This is a genomic window from Olivibacter sp. EAT-5 (assembly GCF_044784325.1).
GTDB lineage: Bacteria > Bacteroidota > Bacteroidia > Sphingobacteriales > Sphingobacteriaceae > Olivibacter > Olivibacter oleidegradans.
Map to the genome: position 1 here is coordinate 236,401 of NZ_CP173028.1, position 25,089 is coordinate 261,489.

Annotated in this window: 21 protein-coding genes; 14 read left to right on the forward strand and 7 right to left on the reverse strand. The window is 41.1% G+C overall.

The window, feature by feature from the left end; translation table 11 throughout:
- The first annotated feature begins 271 nt into the window (after nucleotides 1-271).
- From ACH11B_RS01100 to ACH11B_RS01110, 3 genes are read left to right on the forward strand one after another with little or no spacing between them, the layout of a single operon-like run.
- Nucleotides 272-994 carry a carboxymuconolactone decarboxylase family protein gene (locus ACH11B_RS01100; protein WP_289552472.1) on the forward strand — a complete coding sequence of 241 codons (723 nt, stop codon included), beginning with the start codon at nucleotides 272-274 and terminating at the stop codon, nucleotides 992-994.
- A 5-nt stretch (nucleotides 995-999) separates the two neighbouring features.
- Entirely contained in the window at nucleotides 1,000-2,061 is a 1,062-nt protein-coding gene (locus ACH11B_RS01105) for an alpha/beta hydrolase (RefSeq protein WP_289552473.1), read from the forward strand.
- A 10-nt stretch (nucleotides 2,062-2,071) separates the two neighbouring features.
- Nucleotides 2,072-2,560: a cupin domain-containing protein gene (locus tag ACH11B_RS01110; protein ID WP_013663442.1), complete on the forward strand. Its 489-nt coding sequence runs from the start codon at nucleotides 2,072-2,074 to the stop codon at nucleotides 2,558-2,560.
- Between the two features lie 340 nt (nucleotides 2,561-2,900).
- Here ACH11B_RS01110 and ACH11B_RS01115 read toward each other — a convergent pair whose 3' ends face one another.
- Nucleotides 2,901-3,434: a hypothetical protein gene (locus ACH11B_RS01115; RefSeq protein ID WP_289552474.1), complete on the reverse strand. Its 534-nt coding sequence runs from the start codon at nucleotides 3,432-3,434 to the stop codon at nucleotides 2,901-2,903.
- 523 nt (nucleotides 3,435-3,957) lie between these two features.
- Here ACH11B_RS01115 and ACH11B_RS01120 point away from each other — a divergent pair.
- On the forward strand, nucleotides 3,958-4,122 hold the full coding sequence (locus ACH11B_RS01120) for a hypothetical protein (protein WP_198140301.1): 165 nt from the start codon (nucleotides 3,958-3,960) through the stop codon (nucleotides 4,120-4,122).
- Nucleotides 4,123-4,150: 28 nt separating this feature from the next.
- Entirely contained in the window at nucleotides 4,151-5,710 is a 1,560-nt protein-coding gene (locus ACH11B_RS01125; protein ID WP_377613454.1) for a recombinase family protein, read from the forward strand.
- Between the two features lie 171 nt (nucleotides 5,711-5,881).
- Here ACH11B_RS01125 and ACH11B_RS01130 read toward each other — a convergent pair whose 3' ends face one another.
- Both ACH11B_RS01130 and ACH11B_RS01135 read right to left on the reverse strand, forming a co-directional pair.
- Nucleotides 5,882-6,763, reverse strand: coding sequence for an NmrA/HSCARG family protein (locus tag ACH11B_RS01130; RefSeq protein WP_130857976.1), 882 nt, complete (start codon nucleotides 6,761-6,763; stop codon nucleotides 5,882-5,884).
- 94 nt (nucleotides 6,764-6,857) lie between these two features.
- Nucleotides 6,858-7,439 (reverse strand): Crp/Fnr family transcriptional regulator, encoded by a 582-nt coding sequence (locus tag ACH11B_RS01135; protein ID WP_130857975.1) that lies wholly within the window; start codon nucleotides 7,437-7,439, stop codon nucleotides 6,858-6,860.
- Nucleotides 7,440-7,880: 441 nt separating this feature from the next.
- Here ACH11B_RS01135 and ACH11B_RS01140 point away from each other — a divergent pair, with 441 nt between their 5' ends.
- The 8 genes from ACH11B_RS01140 (at nucleotide 7,881) to ACH11B_RS01175 (ending at nucleotide 22,315) form a co-directional block, all read left to right on the forward strand.
- Nucleotides 7,881-8,234 carry a hypothetical protein gene (locus tag ACH11B_RS01140; protein ID WP_013663362.1) on the forward strand — a complete coding sequence of 118 codons (354 nt, stop codon included), beginning with the start codon at nucleotides 7,881-7,883 and terminating at the stop codon, nucleotides 8,232-8,234.
- Nucleotides 8,227-9,210: a transposase gene (locus ACH11B_RS01145; RefSeq protein WP_377613094.1), complete on the forward strand. Its 984-nt coding sequence runs from the start codon at nucleotides 8,227-8,229 to the stop codon at nucleotides 9,208-9,210. Before ACH11B_RS01140 ends, ACH11B_RS01145 begins: the two co-directional genes overlap by 8 nt.
- Before the next feature lie 1,201 nt (nucleotides 9,211-10,411).
- Nucleotides 10,412-12,580, forward strand: a complete 2,169-nt coding sequence (locus tag ACH11B_RS01150) for a TonB-dependent receptor domain-containing protein (protein ID WP_041387016.1) — start codon at nucleotides 10,412-10,414, stop codon at nucleotides 12,578-12,580.
- Between the two features lie 2 nt (nucleotides 12,581-12,582).
- Nucleotides 12,583-13,377, forward strand: coding sequence for a cation transporter (locus tag ACH11B_RS01155; protein WP_013663538.1), 795 nt, complete (start codon nucleotides 12,583-12,585; stop codon nucleotides 13,375-13,377).
- A 136-nt stretch (nucleotides 13,378-13,513) separates the two neighbouring features.
- The gene (locus ACH11B_RS01160) at nucleotides 13,514-13,828 is read left to right on the forward strand and encodes a DUF6660 family protein (protein WP_013663539.1); all 315 of its coding nucleotides are present in this window, start codon (nucleotides 13,514-13,516) and stop codon (nucleotides 13,826-13,828) included.
- A gap of 252 nt (nucleotides 13,829-14,080) precedes the next feature.
- Nucleotides 14,081-18,463 (forward strand): CusA/CzcA family heavy metal efflux RND transporter, encoded by a 4,383-nt coding sequence (locus ACH11B_RS01165; protein ID WP_377612049.1) that lies wholly within the window; start codon nucleotides 14,081-14,083, stop codon nucleotides 18,461-18,463.
- A 7-nt stretch (nucleotides 18,464-18,470) separates the two neighbouring features.
- Complete coding sequence (locus ACH11B_RS01170; RefSeq protein ID WP_013663541.1) at nucleotides 18,471-19,673, forward strand: efflux RND transporter periplasmic adaptor subunit; 1,203 nt, start codon at nucleotides 18,471-18,473, stop codon at nucleotides 19,671-19,673.
- A gap of 155 nt (nucleotides 19,674-19,828) precedes the next feature.
- Nucleotides 19,829-22,315, forward strand: a complete 2,487-nt coding sequence (locus ACH11B_RS01175) for a heavy metal translocating P-type ATPase (protein WP_013663542.1) — start codon at nucleotides 19,829-19,831, stop codon at nucleotides 22,313-22,315.
- 59 nt (nucleotides 22,316-22,374) lie between these two features.
- Here the strand turns inward: ACH11B_RS01175 and ACH11B_RS01180 are convergent, their stop codons facing one another.
- Both ACH11B_RS01180 and ACH11B_RS01185 read right to left on the reverse strand, forming a co-directional pair.
- Nucleotides 22,375-22,812: a hypothetical protein gene (locus ACH11B_RS01180; protein ID WP_377612046.1), complete on the reverse strand. Its 438-nt coding sequence runs from the start codon at nucleotides 22,810-22,812 to the stop codon at nucleotides 22,375-22,377.
- 4 nt (nucleotides 22,813-22,816) lie between these two features.
- Nucleotides 22,817-23,152 carry a YnfA family protein gene (locus ACH11B_RS01185; protein WP_377612044.1) on the reverse strand — a complete coding sequence of 112 codons (336 nt, stop codon included), beginning with the start codon at nucleotides 23,150-23,152 and terminating at the stop codon, nucleotides 22,817-22,819.
- 79 nt (nucleotides 23,153-23,231) lie between these two features.
- On the opposite strand from ACH11B_RS01185, the gene ACH11B_RS01190 reads away from it, so the two are divergent.
- Nucleotides 23,232-23,642, forward strand: coding sequence for a MerR family transcriptional regulator (locus ACH11B_RS01190; protein ID WP_377612042.1), 411 nt, complete (start codon nucleotides 23,232-23,234; stop codon nucleotides 23,640-23,642).
- Between the two features lie 86 nt (nucleotides 23,643-23,728).
- Here ACH11B_RS01190 and ACH11B_RS01195 read toward each other — a convergent pair whose 3' ends face one another.
- Nucleotides 23,729-24,340 (reverse strand): sigma-70 family RNA polymerase sigma factor, encoded by a 612-nt coding sequence (locus ACH11B_RS01195; RefSeq protein ID WP_377612040.1) that lies wholly within the window; start codon nucleotides 24,338-24,340, stop codon nucleotides 23,729-23,731.
- A 14-nt stretch (nucleotides 24,341-24,354) separates the two neighbouring features.
- Nucleotides 24,355-25,089 (reverse strand): metallophosphoesterase family protein, encoded by a 735-nt coding sequence (locus tag ACH11B_RS01200; protein WP_377612038.1) that lies wholly within the window; start codon nucleotides 25,087-25,089, stop codon nucleotides 24,355-24,357.

Genomic DNA, 25,089 nt, shown 5'->3' on the forward strand with positions numbered 1-25,089 from the left:
AGAAATTAAGAAATAAAGGCCATCGTTTTCTACACGCTGGAAAGCATGTTTATGCGTTACGAAAGCCAGAACGCGCCTTTCATCTTCGAATCTGAACAATGAAGCGGTAACAGATTTTATGTTTGAATGGCTAAAAGTAACAGAACTAGGTAAGTAATATTGGTAGTAGAAACCGTAATCCGTATAGCTATTACCGTTATTTAATCCTGAACTTTGTACTGTTAATCCGAAGTATAAAATATACGGAGTTAGTTAAAAAAGAATACCAGTAATGATACGCAAACTTTTTAAATCAATACTATTTCTCCTAGCAGTAAGTGTTACAATGAGCGCCAATGCCCAAACAAAGGCAGCTCAGGATTTAGATCCCAAGCAACAGGCAATTATCCGCATTGCAGCCCTCACCGGCAAAGGCAGTCTGGAGCAATTAAAAGAAGAGCTGAAGGCAGGCCTTGAAGCAGGATTGACAGTCAATCAGATCAAGGAAGTCATTGTCCATGTCTACGCTTATGCCGGTTTTCCTCGCAGTATCCGTGGGCTACAGACTTTTATGACCGTGCTCGACGAGCGCAAATCCAGGGGTGTAAATGACGTGATGGGGAATGAAGCTTCTCCTATAAAAAATGACTGCAGCAAATACGATCGGGGCAAAGCTATTCTGGATACACTTTTAGACACTCCCCAACGTGGTCCCCAAACAGGCTACTCGGCATTTGCACCCGTAATTGAGATATTTCTGAAAGAACATCTGTTCGCCGATATTTTTGAGCGGGATGTGCTAACATATAAGGAAAGAGAATTGGTAACGGTTTCTGTGCTCGCTGCTATCGGCGGTGTGGAGCCTATGTTACAATCACATCTGAAAATCTGCATGAACGTAGGCTTAACGGCAGATCAGCTGCAACAGTACGTTGGCATTATCAAAACATCCATTGGTAAAAAAGAGGCGAACTCAGCACAGTCCGTCTTGAATGGAGTATTAAAAAGCAAATAAATCTTATGAAACGACTATCATTAATAATTGGATTGGCAACTTCAATAATAACAACAGATATGGCAAATGCACAATCAACTAAGAAAAGGTATGAATCAAATCCTTTTACGCTGGTATATGACGGTGCCATTACTAAAAATGAAGAAGGAAAAGTAAACATCCATCCGGTAAAATATAAACTGAACGGTATTGAAATCGCCGCCAATGTCTACACACCGGCAAATTACGATCCGTCAAAGAAATACCCCGCGGTAGCGGTAGCACATCCTAACGGGGGGATAAAGGAGCAGACTGCCGGATTATACGCACAGCGTCTGGCAGAGGCTGGTTATATAACCATTGCTGCCGATGCAGCGTACCAGGGAGCGAGCGGCGGTGAGCCACGCCATACAGATAAACCTCAGTACCGGACCGAAGATATTCATGGCATGGCTGACTATATTTCACGATATCCAGGTGTTGATGTCGAGCGCTTAGGTGTTCTAGGTATTTGCGGAGGCGGTGGGTATACTTTAAAAGCAACCCAATCGGACAAACGGTTTAAAGCCGTTGCAACCCTGAGCATGTTCAATTCGGGGGAGGTAAGACGTAACGGATTTCAGAATTCTCAATTGAACACCGTTCAGGAACGCTTAAAACAAGCATCGGACGCGCGCGCCCAGGAAGAAGTAGGTGGTAAACCGGCATATTCAGGTGTGGCAAGCATCACAGATGAAGAAATCGCAAAAACGCCGACCGACCTGTACCGCGAGGGATATGAATACTATTACAGAACCCATGCCCACCCCAATTCAACTTTCCTATATACCACGGCGAGCTTAATGGATCTAATGACGTGGGATGCCACCGATCAGATCGAATTAATTACACAACCTCTACTTATGATTGTAGGAAGCAAAGCTGATACGAAATATATGACAGATGAGGCATTTGCCAAGGCAGCCAATGCAAAAAACAAGGAGCTATTCCTGATCGACGGTGCTACGCACATTCAAACCTATTGGAAACCAGAGTATGTTTCACAGGCTGTAAATAAATTACTTGAATTTTATAAAACTAATCTATAAAACTTGGAAGATGAAGCATAATCTTAAATACTTTTTGCCGCTTGTAATTGTCTTTTTTTCGGCTTGTAACAACAATAAAGAAAACGAAGTTCCAAGACAACAAAATACACTTATTTTCCCTCAGGGTAATAAAAATACAACGGATAATTTCAAGGGAGAAGTATGGGTAGCGCCATTGATAGAAGCAGATAGCTTAAATCAAACAGCGGTCGGAAATGTAACCTTTGACCCTGGAGCCAGAAGTAAATGGCACACGCATCCTGCGGGACAAATATTGTTGGTAACAGATGGCGTTGGCTACTATCAGGAAAAAGGACAGCCAAAAAAGATATTGCGAAAAGGCGATGTTATCAAATGTCCACCAAATATTCCCCATTGGCACGGTGCTAGTGCAGACACCGCTTTCGTTCAGATAGCTATCACGGGAAGAGAAAAGGGACCTACGGTATGGCTGGAAGCTGTTACTGATGAGGAGTATCATAGTGGAGATAAAGATTGAAGGTCTAGAAAGCGACAACCTCAGCACTCGCCGGTTTGCAAAATCAAAACCGCCTCTTGTAAATATCTGTTGCGTTTAAGATAGCTAATGCCCTCTATTCATCTGTCGCAATAGATTGTATGAATGCTTTTTGTTAATGGTAACCAATGACCGCGTGTTAAAACGGCCATTGGCTCCATACTAAAACAACAATAAACAGCACGAACGGTTCTAACACAGCAATTGGGTAAAGATGACGCGTCGTACTTAACTTTAACTGTCCCATAAAATTATGGACATACAAATAGTCAATTAGCACATATCGATGAAGAAATATATGTTTATCGAATAGAATACCTAACTAAAAAGCCTCCATATTACTTATTTCGGTAAAGCTCCTGCCTTCTACCAGGACTTCCTTGAATCGCTTATCCTTTTGCAACTGCACGATATAACTCTCTCCTGCCTTATCACAGGAGGTAATCTTCTTACTACGAAGTATTTTGTAATCCACATACTTGGCATTCAGTATAAGAGAAACTTTTGGAGGTATGTAATTCGGCTGATAATGTTCAATGGTATGTTTCCAGCTACCGTCGATAGTATAACTGACCAAATAGGAAACTTCATTATCCGAAAATTTTACTACAATCCCATCGCTTACAACGAGCCAAGTAGGCATATCGATATCCGGATGTCTCTTTCCAAAGTCTTTTATTAAGCGTTTAAGCGCATGTTCCGAAACGCCTGGCAGAGCAGTAACACGAATAACATTCTTCGACACCTTTTTACCTATAACATCCTGGTCTGTCTGACACCTGCCGACTGCCTCTGGATGATAACTAGCGAGCAAACTGGTGATCACTAAAAGACCTATCTGCCTGATTTTTTTCATTTTCAATGCGATTTTCCTTATCGAATTCAATACTCACAAATTTCGCAGCCTGAAAAGCAGGTTTCGTATACATTTTACGGATTATATTACCACTATTACTGATATTTAAGCACCAAGCGAAAGAAAATGGTATTGAGACGACATGTTCATGTTGACATTAAGTGGTTTATCGCATCATTCACATTACGAGTATCGTTTGCAATAGAATATAATTGATTTTAGTCGAGCTATCCACTGACGGCCTGCAACAAATCGACTAAGCTTCTTATCTAACTAACAAGCTTAGTTTTTCAATAACATATTTCCCGAGTTAAGACCCGACAGATCAGTTGTCAGAGAGCAGTTCCATCCGCGAGGTGATTTTGCAGCAAATTAATTTAAAGAAGGCCAGTGGTCTTTTACTTTTTAGTCATTGATTTCTTGATACTTCAAACAGAATATTATTTTTGACTACTCCCCAAGAGGTTGCCAATAGATGATTTACATTCTTAGCACTATTGTCCTCAACATATTTAGAGAGGATATGGCTAAAGGACTGTTGGAAAAAAGAAACGTCACCCCTGAGCAGGCGGTAAAAATTTTAAGAAAAAAGGGTGTTGAAGTCAATGAAAGCCAAGCCAAAGTAATTTTGGATTTCTTATATATTTTAGCTAAATTGACAGTAAATCAATACTTTAAGAATAAGTAACATATTTTATTACTGCAAACATTTCGCCATGATACCAGCGTACCTTTATATTCGAGTGAGTACCGATGAACAAGCCAGAAGAGGTTATTCTTTACGTGAACAGGAAGAAAGACTTTCGCTCTATTGTACAACGAATCGAATAGAAGTACTGGGTATTATAAAGGAAGATTACTCTGCCAAGACCTTTAATCGGCCAGAATGGAAAAAACTTTTGGTCACGCTCCGAAAAAAACGTAAAACCGCCGTACAGATACTCTGTGTCAAATGGGATAGATTTAGTCGCAGTATTGAAGCAGCTTATGAAATGATTGGCATTTTAAGAAGTTTAAATGCGAGTATCTATGCCATTGAACAACCGATAGATGTTTCTATACCGGAAAATAAAATGATGCTTGCTATTTATCTGGCTGCGCCGGAAGTGGAGAATGATAGACGGGCCTTAAATGTGTTCTATGGCATGCGTAAGGCGAGAAGAGAAGGAAGATGGATGGGAACAGCTCCTACGGGTTATATCAACAGAATTACTCCCGACGGAAATAAGTATATTATGCCCAAACAACCGGAATCTGATATTATGAAATGGGTGTTTGAGGAACTTGCGAGGGGAGTTTATGCTGCTGAGCAGGTTCGCAAAATGGCCAATAAAAAGGGACTGAAATGTGAGCGTAATAATTTTTGGAAACTCATACGTAACCCGATATATTGTGGCATCGTCGTTGTTCCTCCTTATAAAAATGATGAGATAGAATTTGTAAAGGGGCAGCATCAACCAATAATTTCGGAAGCACTTTTCTATCGTGTCCAGGATGTGCTGAATGGTAATAAACGTTCAGTTGCAACAAAAGTGATTTCCAAAGATATGTTACCGTTAAGGGGATTCCTCCAATGTCCCAACTGTAACAGAATGTTAACCGGAAGTGCTTCCAAAGGACGTCATCAGTATTATTATTACTATCACTGTTCTTCTTCGGTATGCGGCAGCAGGTTTAAGGCAGAGGAAGTGAACAGTTATTTTGAAAGGGAACTGTTAAAGTTTAAACTCATGCCTGAAACGGGGGAGCTTCTTAAAATGGTTGTAATGGATGAATATAAATCCTCTCATCGTGAAGAACTGGATGAGCGGGCGATACTTTACAGACAGATACAAGAACAAGAGCTGATAATGGCCAATGCCCGAAAAAAATTGATGATAGATGAAATCGATGGCAATGACTTTAAAATTATCAAATCTGAATGTAATGAGAAATTGAAAAAATTAGAAGCTCAATTGGAGAACCTTCCAAGTAGATCAGAAAGTTTAAAGACAATTGAATCGCTACTTGATATAGTTGTAGAAAAGTATTCAAGAATAGATAAACATTACCAAGACGCAGATATAGAAGGGAAGCGTAGAATCATTGGTTCGATGTACCCAGAAAATTTGTGTTTTGACGGTAAGGGACATCGAACCGCTCGACTTAATGAAGCGTTATCGCTTATCTTGCTGATCAACAGTGAATTAGAAGCAATAAAAAAGGGGAAAGATTCGTTTAATTTGAATCTTTCCCCTGAGGTAGCCCGTAGGGGAATCGAACCTACTTACTATTAATCTATTTATCAGAATTTACAAACTTCCTTTTTCCTAATTCACCGAATCACTCACTGGTTTGAGATACGTTTTAGCTGCAATTGCTATTGTGGCAAGACGTCAAACTCCGCGCAGAATGAAATATTAACGGTCAAATATACAAGCAGTAGAAAGAAAAATAATCTTTTCATTTTAAAACGCGTTTAATTTAATCCATTCATGAAGTGTCGTAAACGGCTCCGTTGAAATTTCTTTAGCCATTTGAATTGAGGCGTCCGTATCTGGCCCCATATAGGTGTAAGACTCAAAATAGGCTAACAGCTGCGCCACTCCTTCTGCTCCCTCAAAGAAGCTGGAAAACACCTGAGCAGGAACTTGATTGAAGGTGTATTCTTTTCCATTAGCTTTAAAAGCTTCCAAAACATCATTGAAGCTATTTAATTCGGCCGCTAATGGCAAATAACTGCCATTCCCTACTTTTTTGGGATTTAAAAACGCTCCTGCAACTACTTTTCCCAAGTCGCTAATATCTGCCATGTGAATTACTTTCTTAGTTGGGTCGATGGGTAAGGTCCACCCAATAGAGCCGTCTTGTTGCCGCTGTGGTGCTGTGTGACCTTTGAAGTTTTGAAAGTAAAAGGGTGGCTGAACGAATGTATAATTTGCAAATCCTGCATTTTTTACTAATTCATCAACTTTTGCTTTTCCTGTAAATTGAGGAACATAAAACTGACCGTTACTGATTTTTTCAACGTTTGGTAACGTTGACCAAACGAAGTGATTCACATTAGCATTTTTTGCAGCCTCAATAGCCGTGTTTCCTTGTGCCAATTCATCGGCTCCTTCCCAAAAGTTAGTAACCACAAATACCCCGTGAGTATTTTGGAAGGCATGAGTTAATGATTCACGGTCCATTAAATCACCTTGTACCACGTCATCAGCCTTACCTTGATATTTATCCGGGTTTCGGGTAATTGCTCTAACTTTGAAAGAACCCTCCTTAATTAATGCATTTACGACTCCTTTTCCTTGTAGACCAGTCGCACCAACGACGGCAATTATTTTCTTTTCCATCTTGAATGTTTTTAAAGATTAACTATGCTACAAAGATGAGGGAGATGAACTGCATTCACCTATAAGGTAGTTTAAGAAAGAGCCTTAAGGTAGATTAAGATTTGACAATCTTATTTCGGATGGTACTAAGGAACTCCGGCGTTACACCTAGATAGGAGGCAATTTGAACGTTAGAGATACGATTAAAAAAATGGGGAGACATTTTTAAAAAGTCGAGGTAACGCTCCTCCGCGGTGGAACTAATATTTTGTAGGATTCTCCGATGAGCACTTATCAGCGCATTTTCTGTCAGGACTCTGAAAATTCGGTTAAATTTTATATTATCATCAAAGAGTTTGATCTGGTCCTCCTTTCCTAATTGAAGGACGGTCGAATTCTCCAAGGCTTCTATGTATAGTTTACTTGGCTCTTCCGAATAGAAGCTGCCAATATCCGTAATCCACCAATTCTCAATAGCAAATTGCAAATTGTATTCCTTCCCTTTTTCGTCAACCATGTACATTCTGAAACAGCCCTCAACTACGAACGTATGATGCTTACATATATCGCCTTTTTGAAGGATAAAATGCCTTCGTTTAACGCTTCGCTCCTTAAAAGCTTCTTCCACGATAGACTTCTCTTCTTCATTTAAAGGAAGGAGATTTTCGAAATAGTCTATTAATGGTTTTGTCCTCATTTTCGAATTCCTTACAACTCTCAAATATACGCGATAATCTTCTGTATGCAAGGATGTCAAGCATCTTTCCATCAACTCCTATAAATAGTGTTTTTAAGCATTTTATGCTGGAATTGTCATAATTCGTCCATATGGCTTTGTATAACTTTTTTATATTTCGTACACATATCTATTACACTCATCACCTTCATGATTTTTTATTAACCAAATAAAGTGCACATTGTATAAAAGCAGATTATAGCGAGGCATAGTCGACAGGGATGGCGTTGCCCCGCATGGAGAAGAGGCCCAAAACATCGGTTTGATGTACCTTGAAAAGGTGCCTTTTAATGGAGCGGGATATCGAACCGCCCAACTCAATAAAGCATTAAAGGATCAAGCTGAATTCTTGGGGGGAGTATTAAAAATTTCTTAGTTTAGCATCTTTAAACTAGATATCCCTTGCAAGACGCCGAACGTAAATTATTATCCCTATTGATGCCCGAAGGGCTTTTAGAATATTTTCAAATTTTAGAAGTCGATCAGGTTGACAATCAACTCCATATTTATTTAGATGAGCTCAATATTGCTCCCGCCGGCTATGAGAACAGCAAGTTGGAGTCAAAAGGCTTTATACCTTCTACCGAGATTTCCGACTTTCCCATTCGAGGTCAGAAAGTTACGCTACATATCCGTCGCCGTCGCTGGACGGTTCCGGATACCGGACAGATCATCACAAGAGATTGGAACCTAGTGCGTGAGGGTGCTCGAATGACTACGGAATTCGGGCTTTTTTTAAAGAAGATATTTGGATGACCACCCTGTAAGTGCCCATTTGGTAGGATTATTCTTTCAAATGGATGGCAAGCAGCTACAGGATCAGTACAAGAATCATCTCAGTGACTTTCATGATTGGAACCAAAAGTCACATGCAGAGAGCTGGACATTGTTTCCTGAAAACATCTCCGAACACCTGAGCATCGACGAGACCAGCTTTAGCAACGGGGAACTATATACGATCGTAAGCAGTAAATCAGCGAAATGCCGTAAAGGAACTATTCTGGCCACCATAAGGGGCACAAAAGCCGAAGATATCATGGCGGTTCTTGAACGGATCCCCTTGCGTTCAAGGAATAAGGTAAAGGAGGTGACCATGGATATGGCTCCGAACATGGCTAAGGCTATCCGTAGATGTTTCAGGAATGCCAGGCGTGTGATCGATCGGTTCCATGTCCAAAAGTTAGCATACGATGCAGTGCAGGAACTCCGCATCAAATACCGTTGGGAAGTATTGGATGCAGAAAGCAAGAAGATAATGGAATCGCGAAAGCGGGGAATTCCATATGAACCGGAGTTGCTATCCAATGGAGATACGCTAAAACAGTTGTTGGCCAGGTCGAGACACCTGTTGTTCAAGCATCCATGCAGATGGTCCGAAAGCCAGAAACACCGGGGCGAACTGTTGTTCATGCGCTTTCCCAAACTAAAACAGGCTTATGACCTGGGTATTGCCTTAGGTGACATCTTCAATAAATGCAAGGACAAAAAAGTTGCTTTTACTAAGTTGGGACTGTGGCACAATCAGGTAGAGAATACGGGCATTGCTTCATTTGAGAGTGTCGCAAGATCCATTGCAGCACATCACCAATACATCCTGCATTACTTTGACAACAGAAGCACCAATGCTTCAGCAGAATCTTTCAATGCAAAGCTCAAAGCTTTCAGGAGCGTCTTTCGTGGCGTAAGGGACACAACCTTCTTCCTGTACAGAGTTATGAAACTGTATGCTTAAAAATAATTACCCCCCAAACTTTCGGTATGATCCGCATTAAATTTTATTTTGATAAACAAGAGGGAAACAACAAAAAAGGGAAAGATTCGTTTTGAATCTTTCCCTTGTAGCCCGTAGGGGAAGGATATCGAACCGTTTTTTGGACGATTTAAGAAAAATTGCCGGTTAAGTTTTTGTGGAATTTCGGTGTCCAAATCCTCCTTTATACCAAGGTTACTTCGCACCGTTGCGTTTTATTGTGTATGGACAGCTCGAGTAAACTCGATCACGCTGAGATTACCTCACTCTGCCCGGTGACCCTGAAGGGGGAGATGACAGAACGACCAATATTCGCTACAAACACCTGTATTTAAGCCGTTTAACAGATACGTTCAAATTACATCAAAATAAAACAACCTATCCTAAAGTTCGATTTTTTTGTTTAAAAATGGTATTAAATCAATCGTACTTTAATAATACACTATATCGTACTTTAATAATACACTATTATACCAAATTTTATCTATATATGGAATTTTTTATGTTTCTGTATGAGCGAACGAATTCACAATTATTAAACCGTCTTTTCCGAGATTCACTTTTAAAGCAAGAAAAACTCCGATTCCGGCAAATTCACCAAACTGGTAGAACAGCATTCACCCATTTCGTAGATGGTTATTTTCATTTTCTCACTCATAACTATTAATTTTTTGAAGGATGACGGAGAATGGAAAAAAAAGATGCGGAATTTTAGATTGTTTTTTTCTATGCCCGCTTTTATATTAATAGCTACTATGCATTATTTCACTTACTTCCTTATCTTTGGGATATGAAATGGCTGGTTTATTTGTTTTCCATCTATGTACTTGTTTTATCCGCTGTACCCTGTGGGGCGGAAGATAATTGCTGCATTGATGAAACTTACAGCTTAGCCGAAAGGGAAAAGCCTGCTGAAGAGCGCAACCACAGATCGGTCTGTCCCTGTTCACCTTTTTTCTCATGTGGAGTCTGTAGCGGGGCAGTTCTGCCAAATGCCATAATGGCGGTCAGCAAAGAACTGTCACCAATTCTCCAACAACCTTTCTCCTATCAGGAATACCCTTTGCTGGAACTTCCCCGAACAATCTGGCAACCTCCTAAAGCCGCATAATATTTTCGCCGTTTTGCAGTTGTAGCTTCCCTGAAGGCTGCGTATTTTATATTTACACACAAAGATTTAAGAATGAATAAAGCTATAGGCTTGATACTATGGCTTTGTACAGGTAACCTGTGCATGGCCCAGCATACATTAACAACTATACTGAAAGATGCGGAGACAAAAGAACCGCTTACAGGAGCTACTGTGTTACAGATTGGAACAACCAAAGGTGCAACGACCGATGAGAACGGCACCGTTTCCCTTACTGGTTTATCCGAGGGAAGGCATATTTTCCTGTTCAGGAATTTAGGTTATGAGGAGCGACGGGATACACTGGATTTTCCCGCCTCTGAGGATACCCTTACTGTTTATCTTGAGGCAACGGATGAAGACCTGGAGGAAGTAGTTATTTCTTCCACCAGGAGTACCCGTACCATCGAAAACATTCCGACGCGTATTGAATTTATCGGAGGGGAAGAGCTGGAAGAGAAGGGCAATATGAAGCCGGGAGATATTCGTATGATGCTCAATGAAAGCACAGGTATCCAAACGCAACAGGTTTCGGCCACCTCTGCCAACTCCAGCATCCGTATCCAGGGGCTTGATGGGCGTTATACACAGATACTCAAAGACGGCTTCCCTTTATATGCCGGCTTCTCAGGGGGGCTCGGCCTGTTGCAGACGCCGCCGTTGGACCTGAAGCAGGTGGAGATCATTAAAGGTTCTTCTTCCACTTTATACGGTGGCGGAGCCATTGCCGGCCTCGTCAACCTGGTATCGAAGATACCTACGGAGGAAAGGGAACTCCGCTTCCTGCTGAACGGTACTTCTGCCGGGGGCCTGGACATCAACGGTTTTTATGGACAGAAGTTTGAAAAGGTAGGTCTCACGGTATTTGCGTCCCGTAATTCCAGCAGGCCCTACGATCCTTCCAGCACCGGTTTTACCGCGATTCCCAAAACGGAAAGGTACGTACTCAACCCGAAGCTATTCGTATACTTCAACCCGAAAACAACCATGAACTTCGGGATAAACACCATATTCGAAGACCGCACAGGCGGGGATATCCTTTACATAAAAGGGAAAGGGGATAATGTCCATAGCTATTTTGAAAAGAACAAAAGCAGCCGTTTCTCAACTCAATTCTCCCTGGATCACCGGTTCACAGAAAACAGTGGCCTGACCATCAAGAACTCGGTCAACAACTTCAACAGGACCATAACTATTCCCGATTATGTGTTTGACGGAAAACAATGGTCAACCTATTCGGAGGTCGCTTACAACAACAACGGCAAAAGAGCAGATTGGGTAGCAGGTATCAATCTCTACACGGACAATTTCAGCGAATACCCAAAAGATGGCTTTCAGAAAAGAGACTATGGCCAAAACACATTCGGAGGTTTTGTTCAGAATACCTTTAAGACTACGGATTGGTTGCAATTGGAAACGGGCATCCGCGGGGATTATGTGACCGATTACGGTTTCGTGTTCTTGCCACGGATCTCTGCGCTCTTTACGGTCTCTCCCCAGGTGACTTCCCGTTTGGGTGGAGGGCTGGGTTATAAAACGCCTACCATATTCACAGAAGAGACAGAGCGTATCCAGTTCCGTTCGGTATTGCCGATTAGTCCGCAGGCGAATAAACTGGAGCGGTCCTATGGTGTAAGCTATGATATCAACTATAGGACTACACTTTTCGAGAATATAAGCCTGAGCGTAAACCAGCTCTTTTTTTATACCCGTATCAATGATCCATTACTTACAGAATTTACCGGTTCAGGAACGGTGCAACTGGTAAATGTAGACGGTTATGTGGATACAAAGGGCTGGGAGACGAATGTAAAGCTGGGCTACGGTGATTTCAAACTGTTCATAGGTTACACCTTTACCGACGCCTGGCTCCGTGAAGGAACACAAAAGCGAGAGAATCCATTGACTGCCCGCCACCGGTTGAATAATGTCCTCATGTATGAGATCGAGGATAAATGGAAGCTTGGACTGGAAGCCTATTATTATAGCCGTCAGGCCCTCAATGACGGCACCACGGGAAAACCCTATTGGACCTGTGGCTTTATGGCTGAAAAGATATGGGAACGCTTCTCTCTTTTTGTCAATTTTGAGAACTTTACAGATACCCGGCAAACTAGATTTGACAGTATTTATACTGGAACAGTTACAAGGCCAATATTCCGTGATATATATGCGCCGCTCGATGGGTTCGTTGTTAACGGTGGTTTAAAAATAAAATTATAGCCATGAAAAAATCAACTTTTGAAATAAAAAACATGGACTGTGCAGCAGAGGAGCAAATGGTCCGCATGAAATTAGACGGGGTTGAAGAGCTTATTCACCTCGATTTTAATCTTCCGGAGAGAAAACTGATTGTGACACATACCGGAAATATCGATCGCATAGCCATGGCCATTAAAGAGCTGAGCTTAGGGGATCGTTTCATTTCGACTGAAGAAACAGATAACACCTCGGTAGCTAGTTCTGAGCGCGAAGAACGTAAGCTACTTTTATATGTGCTGATTATCAATGCATTTTTCTTTGTACTCGAAATCATAACAGGATTTATTTCCCATTCAATGGGGCTTGTTGCCGATAGCTTGGATATGTTAGCTGATGCACTCGTGTATGGACTCAGCTTATATGCCGTTGGTGGGACAATCCTCCGAAAAAAGAAAATTGCAAAAGCCAGTGGATACTTTCAGATAATACTTGCTGTTTTAGGTTTTTCGGAGGTAGTCAGACGTTTCATGGGGTTTGGAGAAACACCTGAATTTGGAATGATGGTAGTTATTTCGCTATTGGCCTTGATTGGGAATGCGTTTTCCCTTGTAATCCTTCGCAGAACTAAGAGTAACGAGGCACACATCAAAGCTAGTCAAATATTTACTTCCAATGACGTAATTATAAATATTGGTGTTATGCTGGCAGGTATATTGGTTTTCATTACTGCGTCCCGTTTACCGGACCTGATCGTTGGTACAATCGTCTTTGCTATTGTATTGAGAGGGGCGTTTCGAATATTAAATTTAGCAAAGTAAAGTATTAAGAAATGAAGCGGAGTTTGCCGTCGTCGTTTGTTTTTTGAAAATAACTAACTTTTCAGGCCATTATAATATCATATAAAAACTGGAAAGTTAGTTACGTAATATAAAAATATATATATATTTGCAAATAATGAAGCTGTTATCTTATATATGTGCACTAATAGTACTGGTTCAGGTAATGATGCCCTGTACAGATAAAATTGCGACTACCAGTCTTCACAAACGAACAGAATTTTCTATTGCCTCATCGAAAAATCAGGATCACAAAGATAGCTGTACGCCTTTCTGTCAATGTACATGTTGTGCTACACCTTCAATACAGCAATTGGCTTACATTATTGTCAGTCCCGATCCTATTGTTCTTGAATCTCATAATTGGCATACTCCCGGAAAATGCCTGGAAGTCCATATAAATGTATGGCAACCGCCTAAAGTGATTTCTTAAGCACGTCTCTGTGCGTATATGGACGCTGGTCTGTCCATTTAATTACAAAAATCAAATAATATTATTGCTCAGGCTATGACTAAAAAGAATACGTCATTCCCAGCAAAAAGCGTAGGTCGTCCAGGAAAAAACTACAAGCAACCTCAATGGATAAAGATCCTAAGGGTAGTTGGTATATTTCTACTTTCAGTGATTTTGCTGTTAGCGATTATTGGAATGATTCTACACGCTTTAATTCATTTCAAATAAGATATGCTTAATAAAATTATTAAGTTCTCTATTGAGAATAAACTGATTGTTGCTTTGATGACTCTGGGATTGATTGCCTGGGGGTTATATTCGTTAAAGCAGCTGCCTATTGATGCGACGCCTGATATCACAAATAACCAGGTTCAGGTGATAACGCAAAGTCCATCACTCGCGACACCTGAAGTTGAACGGCTAATAACTTTTCCGATAGAACAAACGATGTCAACTATTCCGGAAATAGAACAGGTACGTTCGATTTCCCGTTTCGGTCTTTCAGTAGTCACTATCGTGTTTCATGACGATGTTGACATTTATTGGGCCCGTCAACAGGTGAACGAAAAATTAACCGAAGCAGGTAACAATATTCCTTCGGATGTGGGTAAACCCGAGATCGCTCCGATCTCAACCGGTCTCGGCGAAATCTACCAATATGTAGTGCACGCAAAACCCGGTTATGAAGAGAAGTATGATGCAAGAGAATTACGCACGATCGAAGATTGGATTGTACGTAGACAGTTATTGGGAACGCCGGGTATCGCGGAAGTAAATAGCTTTGGAGGCTTGTTAAAACAATATGAAATCGCACTTGATCCGGATAAGCTGAATAGTTATAATCTAAGCATTAATGATGTTTTTAGTGCTTTGGAACGTAATAATCAAAACACAGGTGGCGCATATATAGATAAAAAGCCCAACGCCTACTTTATCCGAAGTGAGGGCTTAGTGGGAAGTATTGATGATATTAAAAAAATTGTCGTCAGGAAAAGTCCAAAGCAAGTGCCCGTACTGATCAGAGATATTGCCGAAGTCAAACTGGGTAATGCTATTCGGTATGGCGCATTGACAAGAACCACGAAAAAAAGTCAAGGGGAAGCAGTTGGTGGCATTGTAATGATGCTGAAGGGCTCAAATGCAAACGAAGTCGTAAGCAAGGTAAAAGAAAAGATAGCACGTATCAATAAAACGCTTCCCGAGGGCGTTACCATTGAGCCCTTTTTGGATCGCAGCGCTCTTGTTGACCGGGCGATCGGAACCGTCGCAAAAAACCTAATAGAAGGCGCATTAATAGTCATTTTTGTACTTGTTCTATTTCTGGGAAATCTCCGGGCCGGAATTGTAGTTGCTTCCGTTATACCTCTTTCAATGCTTTTTGCTATTTCGATGATGAACATATTCGGCGTCAGTGGAAACCTTATGAGCCTTGGGGCCATCGATTTCGGATTAATCGTTGATGGGGCCGTTATTATTGTCGAAGCCACGATGCATCATCTCGGTTTAAGCAGGAACCCAAATAAGCTTTCACAAAAAGAAATGGATGATGAGGTCTATGAGTCAGCTTCAAAAATACGATCTGCGGCTGCATTCGGTGAGATTATAATTCTAATCGTGTATCTCCCTATTCTTGCACTTGTAGGTATAGAAGGAAAAATGTTCGGTCCCATGGCGCAAACAGTGTCCTTTGCTATTTTAGGTGCTTTCATTCTCTCCCTTACCTATGTACCGATGATGTCAGCGCTTATATTGAGCAAAAAGATCAGTCATAAGCGCAATTTTTCGGATCGTATGATGGCCTTTTTTCATAAGTATTATGATCCGATGATCCGTGTAGCGCTTCGCAATCGTGTAACTGTAGTACTTACGGCAGTAGTGTTGTTAGGCCTCAGTGTTTTTGCCTTTACCCGTATGGGGGGTGAATTTATTCCGACGCTAGAAGAAGGTGATTTTGCGGTAGAAACAAGATTACTTACCGGAAGCTCCCTCAGTCAAACGATAGATAAAGTCAATCAAGCTTCTGCTATACTCATCGACAAATTTCCTGAAGTGATAGAGGTAGTAGGAAAAATAGGTGCAGCAGAAATTCCGACAGATCCAATGCCTATGGAAGCAACTGACCTGACCATTATTCTAAAGGATAAAAAAGATTGGGTAAGTGCGGTTGATCGGGAAGAGTTAGCTGATAAAATGGCTGAGGCACTAGAACCGGTCACCGGCGTAACTTTTGGCTTTTCGCAACCTATTCAGTTACGCTCCAACGAGCTAATATCAGGAGTGCGACAGGACATAGGAATTAAAATTTTCGGTGATGATCTGGATCACCTAACCGATCTCTCGCGAAAAATAGGCAAAATCGTTGCAACCGTCCAAGGGGCTGCTGATCTATATATCGAGCAGACCAGCGGTCTCCCTCAGATTGTCATTAAGGTGGATCGCGACCAGCTTGCCCGTTTCGGGATAGATGTTGAAGCTGTAAACCAGGCCGTAAATGCCGCTTTTGCCGGTCAGGCGGCAGGATTGGTATATGAAGGCGAAAAGCGTTTCGATATGGTAGTTCGTTTGGATGAAGAATACAGGCAGAACATCGATAACGTTCGCGGCCTGTTTATATCAACGCCCGATGGTGAAAAAGTTCCGTTGTCGCAAGTGGCGTCGGTAGACTTTGAAGTAGGCCCGAACCAAATACAACGGGAAGATACGAAGCGTAGAATTATTGTAGGTCTAAATGTTAGGGGAAGAGATATTGAAAGTGTCGTAGAAGAAATTGAACAGAAAATCGGCAGTCAGATTAAATTGCCGACCGGCTATTACATTACCTACGGGGGGCAGTTTGAAAATCTTCAAGCCGCCAGCCAGCGCTTATCTGTTGCAGTACCTGTGGCACTATTGCTGATACTTTTATTATTGTATTTCACTTTTGGATCAATAAAACAATCTATATTAATTTTTACAGCCATTCCAATGGCAGCAATCGGTGGAGTATTTGCCCTTTTGGTGCGAGGAATGCCGTTCAGTATTTCCGCCGGAGTGGGGTTCATTGCGCTTTTTGGAGTTGCCGTGTTAAATGGAATTGTATTAATAACCGAATTCAATCGGTTGAAAAAGTCCGGTATAAAGGATTTAAGAGAAATTGTAATAAAAGGGACAGCCGTTAGACTTCGTCCCGTACTGATGACTGCGACTGTCGCGTCTTTAGGGTTTATGCCCATGGCATTATCTACAGCAGCCGGAGCGGAGGTTCAAAAGCCGCTGGCAACAGTTGTAATTGGCGGATTGATTACATCAACGATTCTAACGCTGCTGGTTTTGCCGGTATTGTATACCTATTTTGAGTCCTTCAAACTAAAAAAGCACGTAGTAAAAGGAACTGCGGTGGTTGCTTTTTTGGCGTTCTGGATGTTTCCTTATAGTTCTAAAGCACAGGAACCATCTTCAATTTCCCAACGGGTAACATTGGCAGAGGCAATTGAGATAGCACTTAAAAATAACCAAATGGTGAATTCGGCAGAATTGCAAATCGATCAGCAAAGAGTATTGCGCGGGACCTCGATTGACTTTGGGAAAACAAATTTTGACCTTCAATATGGTCAAATGAATACAATCAAACGAGATAATAATATTTCCATCAGTCAAAGTATTGTGAATCCGTTCTTATTTAGTAAGCAGCGTAAACTCTACGATGCCCAGCTTAAAAGTAGCGAGATTAATCTCGGTGTTACCGAGAATGAACTAATCTACCAAGTAAAAAGCACATACGGACAACTTGCGTATTTCCTTTCACTTCAAAAGCTTTACCATACCCAAGATTCTATATTTAATAATTTTCTCAAGGCATCATCCCTGCGTTACCAGACAGGGGAAACTAACTTGCTGGAAAAAACAACAGCTGAAACGCAGCGAAATGAAGTCCTCAATCAGCTCGAAAAAAATAGAGCAGATATTATGATCTATATGGCCGAGCTGAAAAGGCTCCTTAATACGCAAGACAGCATCCAAATCTCAGAAAGCGACTTAAAAAAAGAACATTGGCAAAGTAATACAGGCAGTGTTAGTGAAAATCCGTGGCTTTCCATGCAAAAACAGCAGATAGAGATAGCAGATAAAAGCATCGGTATAGAGAAAGCAAAAGCTGGCCCGGACTTTACATTAGGATATTTTAACCAATCGATAATCGGTTCACAGAATGTAAACGGACAAGAAGTGGTGTTCGATGCGGGAAAGCGGTTTCAGGGAATACAGGTAGGTGTAGCATTGCCAATCTTCTATAAACCTTTTGCTAACCGCATTAAGACTGCAAAGATTCAGAAACAAATAGCGGAATCACAATACGATTTAGCTCAGACAAATCTGAAATCGCAATTTCAACAGGCAAACCAAGATTTATTGAAGAATTCGAAGAGCATTGACTACTATCAAAACAGTGCTCTGCCGAACGCAAATCTGATTTTGCGGCAGGCACAAGTTGCATTTCAAAATGGCGAAATCGGTTACCTTGAGTTCTCTGTAGCTCTTCGGACTTATTCCGACATTCGTTTTGCATACTTACAGGCCCTTAATCAATACAATCAGTCAGTATATACAGCACAATACCTTATTGGCTTAAATCAATAATCCAGCAATGAAAAAGAACATAAATATCAAACAAATACTTGTAGCAACAGTACTTATCCTTATGCTGTTCTCTTCGTGTGGAACCAAAACCACAGAAACACAGGAGCCGGAAACGGCAGTTGCCGAAGAAGAAAATTCGGATATTGTCGAACTTTCTCCGGCTCAATACAAAGGTTCACAGATAAAGATCGGAACCGTTGAAAAGAAATCACTTAGCGGTGTTTTGAAAGTAAACGGATTTGTAGACGTCCCGCCAGAAAACCTTTATAGCATTACAACCCAGTTGGGAGGTATCGTTAAATCTACTTCATTGTTGCAGGGCGCTTCAGTTCGCAGAGGCCAGGTTATTGCTGTTCTTGAAAATCAGGACTATGTCCAGCTGCAGCAGGACTACCTGGAAAGTAACAGCCAATTGGAGCTCGCCGATGCCGAATACAAAAGGCAATTGGAATTGTCGAAGCAAAACATCAATGCACAAAAAACTGTGCAACAGGCAAAATCGCAATATCTGACAATGCTGTCGAGAACTAGTGCCCTTAAAGAGCGTTTAAAATTGATAAATATCAATGCTACCACATTGAATGCAGGAAATATCAGGAGTACAATAAATATTTATGCGCCAATTAACGGTTACGTTACTAAGGTAAATACCAATGTAGGCAGATTTGTCGCACCCAACGATGTAATGTTCGAAATTGTTAATAACGTCAACCTTCATGTAGAACTTAAGGTTTTTGAAAAAGATGTATCGAAAGTAAAAAAAGGCCAATCTGTGCGATTTACATTAAATAATGAGACAGAGGAAAGAATAGCAAAGGTCATTTTAGTTGGGCGCGAAATTGATCCGGATAAAACCGTGACGGTACACTGTTTAGCTACCATCCAAAGTGAGAGCCTGATACCCAACACCTATATTAAGGCGTTTATTGAAACAGGTAACAACGAGGTAAACGCACTTCCTGAAGGCGGGGTGGTAGATTACTTAGGCAAAAAATACATATTTATTGAAAAAGGTGTAAGAAATGTGAAATCTGAAAATGCTCCTGCTGAAAAGATGCACGGTTTCCAACTGGTCGAAGTAACGACAGGTCTATCAGAGGCGGGATATGTAGAAGTTACTCTTCCGAAAAATATCGACTCTACCAAAATAGTAGTTAACGGCGCCTATGACCTGCTGTCAAAAATGAAAAACAGTGAGGAGGAGGAATAGAAGTGGTATAGTAAAGCAGGATAACGCGTTATCCTGCACTTCACGATTCCGGCGATAAAGAGGCAACAAATGTTACTGAAACTTTGTACTATATATAAATTCTATCCCTTATTGTAGCAAAGAAGGATTAAGTACCAAAACCAACAGAGGTGACCATGAAAAAAACAAAAATAAACTTAGACATACTCCTTCCCGAAATCCCCGATGAACGGGATCGTTGCGTTGAGCGTTTAATAAAATTGCTGGAAGGCAGAAATGGGATTGAAAAGGTACATCTCAAACCTCAAAATAAGCAAAGTAAAGCTCAATTATGTTTCCACTATGACCCGGATGTTATCTCCATCGATAGAATACAAAGCTTAGCTAAAAAAGCGGGAGCCACATTTACCGAAAAATTCGGACATTTATTGATACACACAGATGGTGTTCGACATGTAAGACATGCACGGCTCATTGAAAGCAGATTGAAGCGAATCAAAGGTTTTACGACGGTATCCGTTTCGGGAACGGGAGTAATGTATATCGAATTCGACCATCACAAAATCAATCAAAAGGAGGTTGAACGCTCAATAACAGCTATGGGAATTAAAATAATTTCTAATGAGCAAGCACAATTTATCGGACAGAAAAGTGACGGGATAGATAAACACTTGGACAAAAAGAATGAGGAGAGTAAGTCAAAGGAGCATGATCATGTCCATGGGGGTATATTCGGCAAAAACGCTGAACTCGTTTTTAGCATTATTTCAGGGATATTATTAGGGATAGGCTTTGGTTTATCCTTTTTAGAAGGTCTCGCTCCATGGGTTTCCCTTTGTTTCCTTTTCGGAGCTTATTTTTTCGGAGCCTACTATGTTACTAAAGAAGCCTATGAGGCTATTTCTAAAGGAGAATTTGAAATAGATTTTTTAATGTTAGTGGCCGCCGCCGGAGCTGGGGCACTTGGACAGTGGACAGAAGGTGCTCTTTTATTATTTCTATTCAGTTTAGGACATGCACTCGAACACTTTGCGTTAGAAAAGGCGCGTAAATCAATAGCTGCACTCACCGATCTGGCACCAAAAACGGCCTTTAGAAAACATGCCGATAAAATTGAAGAAGTTCCCATCGAACAACTTAATATCGGCGACATTATCGTTATTCGTCCCAATACTAAAATTGCTGCAGATGGTATTGTAGTTAAAGGAACCAGCGGGGTCAACCAGGCGCCAATTACCGGGGAAAGTATTCCCGTTGATAAGCTGGCATTTGAGAAAGAAGAGATAGATGTAAATAAAGCTGCTACACTTGACGCAAAGTATAAAGTATTCTCGGGTTCAATTAACGGAAACGGTACATTGGAAGTGAAGGTAAGTCGGGAAGCCAATGATTCAACAATTTCCCGGATGATTAAAATGGTTAATGAAGCGCAAACACAAAAGTCGCCCACGCAGCAATTTACAGATCGTTTTGAAAAACTTTTTGTCCCTGCTGTCCTGATTTTAGTGTTTTTACTGTGTTTTGCGTTTCTTGTGACCGACGAAACGTTTAGTGCCAGTTTTTACAGAGCGATGTCCGTGTTGGTAGCTGCCAGTCCGTGCGCCCTTGCAATATCTACACCCAGTGCAGTACTCAGCGGCGTTGCGCGAGCGGCAAAAGGTGGTGTTCTTATAAAAGGAGGAAAACCGCTAGAAGACTTGGGAACATTAACTGCTTTAGCTTTCGACAAGACAGGGACATTAACTGAAGGTAAGCCAAAACTTACGGCGGTTTTTCCTTCTAAAGATATCGATGAAGAAACCCTGCTCAAGATTACTATAGCAGTAGAAGCGCTAAGCGACCATCCATTGGCAAAAGCCATTGTACGGGACGGGATGAAAAGGCTCAATGATACAAACATCCCTTCTGCGGAGAGTCTTGAAGCGGTGCTCGGTAAAGGAGTAAAAGCGAAGTTAGAAGGAGATACAATATACATTGGCAACCTTGCCCTATTTGAAACATTAGATACAAAAAAACCGTCGGACACCTTTGTAAAAAAAGTACAGGAACTAGAAGGTCAGGGTAATACTACCATGATAATACGAAGGAATGAAGACTACATAGGCATGATTGCTGTTATGGATACACCCCGCCCGGAAGCAAGGGAGGCCTTGTCCAGTCTGGAAGCTGTTGGCATCCGCCGTATGGTCATGTTAACCGGTGATAATCAAAAGGTAGCTGATGCTATAGCGGGTGAGATTGGCCTGTCTGACGCGTGGGGAGGCCTGCTTCCGGAACAGAAGGTTGATGCAATAAAAAAGCTTAGGCAGCAGGAAAAGAATGTAGCGATGGTGGGTGACGGCGTTAATGATGCACCTGCCATGGCTAATAGCACCGTTGGTATCGCAATGGGAGCTGCGGGGTCGGATGTTGCTCTTGAGACGGCCGATATTGCTTTAATGGGAGACAATCTGAATTTGCTCCCTTTTGCAATTGGGCTTAGCCGTAAAGCAAAAGGTATCATTAAACAAAATTTATGGATCAGCCTCGGTGTTGTCACTGTGTTAATTCCATTAACTATTCTCGGGATAGCTTCCATCGGCCCAGCCGTAGTAGCACATGAAGGATCAACCTTGGTTGTGGTATTTAACGCGCTGAGGCTATTGGCATACAAAAACGAATAAGAATTAAGGAAAACCCCGATGACGGCAAAAAATGACGGCAATTACTTGTGGATACATTATTACAGGCCTAATTCTGTATCGATAAAAGTCTTAGTGCCTTCTGGACCGGTTATGGATAACCATGTAGTTGAGGCATCTCCAGCAATCCTGATCCCAAAATCGAAGAAATCACAACAAAGTCGTTCGGTCTTTATAAACTCGGTAAGCTCTGTTAGAACATTGTCATCTCCTTTGAATTTGTACGTATATCCATTTGAAAGCTCCTTTTTCTCTAGAACCTGATTTTTCAGGCTGGCGATTACAGTCGCCTTCCGCTCTAGTATTTCAGGGCTTGTTAATTTGCAGGTCAGCGCGTTGGTACTACCACAACCATCCGTGCAGTTTGGCGTACACGATGCTGTTTTTTTCTTTTTCATAACACCTTTTGTTGTGTTTATATTCTGTCCGGATACGGCCAGCGTAATGGCCATCATTGGTAAAATAAGTATGTACTTCATAATGCTATTGAATTGTTCGAGGTGCATAGTAAATGATACAGACACCGATCAACGCGATCAAAGCACCGATAATGTCGTAACGGTCGGGGCGAAATCCATCTACCTTCCATGCCCATAATAAGGAGAGGACAATGAAGATACCGCCATAAGTAGCATATACGCGTCCAAAATTAGCTGTCTGCCAGGTAGCCACTATACCATATAGTGCAAGGATAATCCCGCCGATAATGCCGTACCAAATAGACTTATCTTCTTTTAACCATAACCAGATCAGGTATCCCCCGCCTATTTCACATATTCCGGCAAGTAGGAATATTGTTAATGATTTTAGTACCGCCATATTATGATGCAAATAAAAATTATATTTGCAAATATAAACCATGGAGTATAGTCAATGGTCAAGTAGTTTTTAAAAAAAGATGTTAATAGGTGAATTGTCAGCAAAATCGGGCCTTTCTAGAGACACAATCCGTTTCTATGAGAAACAGGGGCTTATAAATATTGGAAGGAAACAACGACGGAATAATAACTATAAGGAGTATTCTCAAGAAATTCTCGAACAATTACTTACCATTAAACGCTTAAAAAACTTTGGTTTTACTTTAAATGAATCAGCGGTTATTCTGAACATGATTGAAGAGAAGGAAGCAACGTGTAATAATGTAAGCGACATGATTGAAAAAAAAGTTCAGCTGTTGGATGCAAAAATTCTTGATATGATTGCCCTTCGAAATCAATTGATAAAGGGTGTCAAAAAATGTGTTACCTGCTGCAACCCCGCTACTCCTGAAGATAATTGTCCTATACTTATTTCCGATAACTTTCTTTAAAGCTATAAATCAGATTTTTCATAGCGATTGTTATGAACCTGAACATTGTTGCCTCTAGACAATTGCATAACGTTGTTGCATCGGATTTATAGCTCGCTTAAAGGCTTACAAGAAGATTTCAAAGTGCACCCGATAAAATTACCAAGTTTATCGAGTTCAACGATACAGCACTCGTAAATAAGCTCCAACAAACGAGCTCTGGCGCGTAAAATTCTCGATTTTGTTGCACTTAAGCTCAGCCCTAATTGTTGGGCGATCTGTTTATGGGATAAGCGATCGAGTTCTGCTAATTTAAGGGGAATAGCATATTTATCGGGAAGCATCGCTAACATTGGATCCATATATCTTTGAACGAGCTCTTCTAGTTCTTTATTTGGCTCGTCAACGATTGAATAATTTGTCGCAATAGCAGACAATATCTTAGCATCTTTTTTAACCTGACGAAAATGATCTGCCAAGGTAGTTCGAGCTACTTGATAGAACCAAGCTCTGATATTCTTCACATCTGTCCCGTTCTGATGGGCCACGGCGGCTTTCAGCATAATTTCCTGCACAAGTTCTCCAGCTAATGCTACATCTTTTGTCTGATTGATCAGATAACCTTTTAACTCCTTATAGTAAGCTGTGACAACTTCATTGATATCGCAGCATTCACTCTCGTTACTTAAGCTGTTTTTTCTATTAGCTATATCTTTCATGACTAATTAGACATTTAATAAGCTTTGCGCAACATGTCTGCAAATTCATTTGGCAGTGGGCTATTCTCAACTGCATTTGCTGCCGCTTGAACATCATAGTCAAAACGCACAAAGTCTACGTTTAAGGTCTCAGGACTAAGCATAGATGTTGTTGCTGTTAATTCTAACAAAACATAACATCCCTGCGGATTCCCATCCTTAGGTTTCCCTACTGAACCGGTGTTGATAACGTGTAGATAATTAACACCCGTGGACTTAAGCACGCGGTGATACGGTTTATGAGAATGGGCCACACATAAAATAGAAGCATTGCTTTCTGTCATCATCGCTAAAACATCTTCTTCAGGGGTGTCGACTAATACATACTCATCGTTCCTCCTGGTACTACCATGCACCATTAAGACATCAAATTTTTCATCCGCAGTTTTATATGCTAAGCGTATATGTGCCGGTAGATCACGAAGATATTTCCTATTAACATCGTTAATAAGGTGGTAGGCATAGTTTTTACCAAGGGTTTCGATAGCCTCCTTTGCCTCTAAAGCACCAACTTTGGCATCATGGTTTCCTGCAAGGACGGGTATTTTTTGGGAACGAATAAGCTCGATCACCTCATTTGGCCAAACGTTATAACCGACAAGATCGCCTAGGCAATAAATCGCATCTACCTGTCTCTTATTTAAATCTGTAAACATCGCCTCCAAAGCAGGCAGATTGGCATGGATATCCGAAAAAAGTGCAATCCTCAT

Bases quoted from the DNA above. Each gene is read 5' to 3' on its own strand.
- ACH11B_RS01135 (WP_130857975.1), bottom strand. From the start codon at position 7,439: ATGAGGACAAAACCATTAATAGACTATTTCGAAAATCTCCTTCCTTTA.
- ACH11B_RS01170 (WP_013663541.1), top strand. From the start codon at position 18,471: ATGAAAAAGAACATAAATATCAAACAAATACTTGTAGCAACAGTACTT.
- ACH11B_RS01180 (WP_377612046.1), bottom strand. From the start codon at position 22,812: ATGAAGTACATACTTATTTTACCAATGATGGCCATTACGCTGGCCGTA.
- ACH11B_RS01175 (WP_013663542.1), top strand. From the start codon at position 19,829: ATGAAAAAAACAAAAATAAACTTAGACATACTCCTTCCCGAAATCCCC.
- ACH11B_RS01155 (WP_013663538.1), top strand. From the start codon at position 12,583: ATGAAAAAATCAACTTTTGAAATAAAAAACATGGACTGTGCAGCAGAG.
- ACH11B_RS01195 (WP_377612040.1), bottom strand. From the start codon at position 24,340: ATGAAAGATATAGCTAATAGAAAAAACAGCTTAAGTAACGAGAGTGAA.
- ACH11B_RS01200 (WP_377612038.1), bottom strand. From the start codon at position 25,089: ATGAGGATTGCACTTTTTTCGGATATCCATGCCAATCTGCCTGCTTTG.
- ACH11B_RS01105 (WP_289552473.1), top strand. From the start codon at position 1,000: ATGAAACGACTATCATTAATAATTGGATTGGCAACTTCAATAATAACA.
- ACH11B_RS01120 (WP_198140301.1), top strand. From the start codon at position 3,958: ATGGCTAAAGGACTGTTGGAAAAAAGAAACGTCACCCCTGAGCAGGCG.
- ACH11B_RS01115 (WP_289552474.1), bottom strand. From the start codon at position 3,434: ATGAAAAAAATCAGGCAGATAGGTCTTTTAGTGATCACCAGTTTGCTC.
- ACH11B_RS01160 (WP_013663539.1), top strand. From the start codon at position 13,514: ATGAAGCTGTTATCTTATATATGTGCACTAATAGTACTGGTTCAGGTA.
- ACH11B_RS01110 (WP_013663442.1), top strand. From the start codon at position 2,072: ATGAAGCATAATCTTAAATACTTTTTGCCGCTTGTAATTGTCTTTTTT.
- ACH11B_RS01125 (WP_377613454.1), top strand. From the start codon at position 4,151: ATGATACCAGCGTACCTTTATATTCGAGTGAGTACCGATGAACAAGCC.
- ACH11B_RS01150 (WP_041387016.1), top strand. From the start codon at position 10,412: ATGAATAAAGCTATAGGCTTGATACTATGGCTTTGTACAGGTAACCTG.
- ACH11B_RS01130 (WP_130857976.1), bottom strand. From the start codon at position 6,763: ATGGAAAAGAAAATAATTGCCGTCGTTGGTGCGACTGGTCTACAAGGA.
- ACH11B_RS01185 (WP_377612044.1), bottom strand. From the start codon at position 23,152: ATGGCGGTACTAAAATCATTAACAATATTCCTACTTGCCGGAATATGT.
- ACH11B_RS01190 (WP_377612042.1), top strand. From the start codon at position 23,232: ATGTTAATAGGTGAATTGTCAGCAAAATCGGGCCTTTCTAGAGACACA.
- ACH11B_RS01165 (WP_377612049.1), top strand. From the start codon at position 14,081: ATGCTTAATAAAATTATTAAGTTCTCTATTGAGAATAAACTGATTGTT.
- ACH11B_RS01100 (WP_289552472.1), top strand. From the start codon at position 272: ATGATACGCAAACTTTTTAAATCAATACTATTTCTCCTAGCAGTAAGT.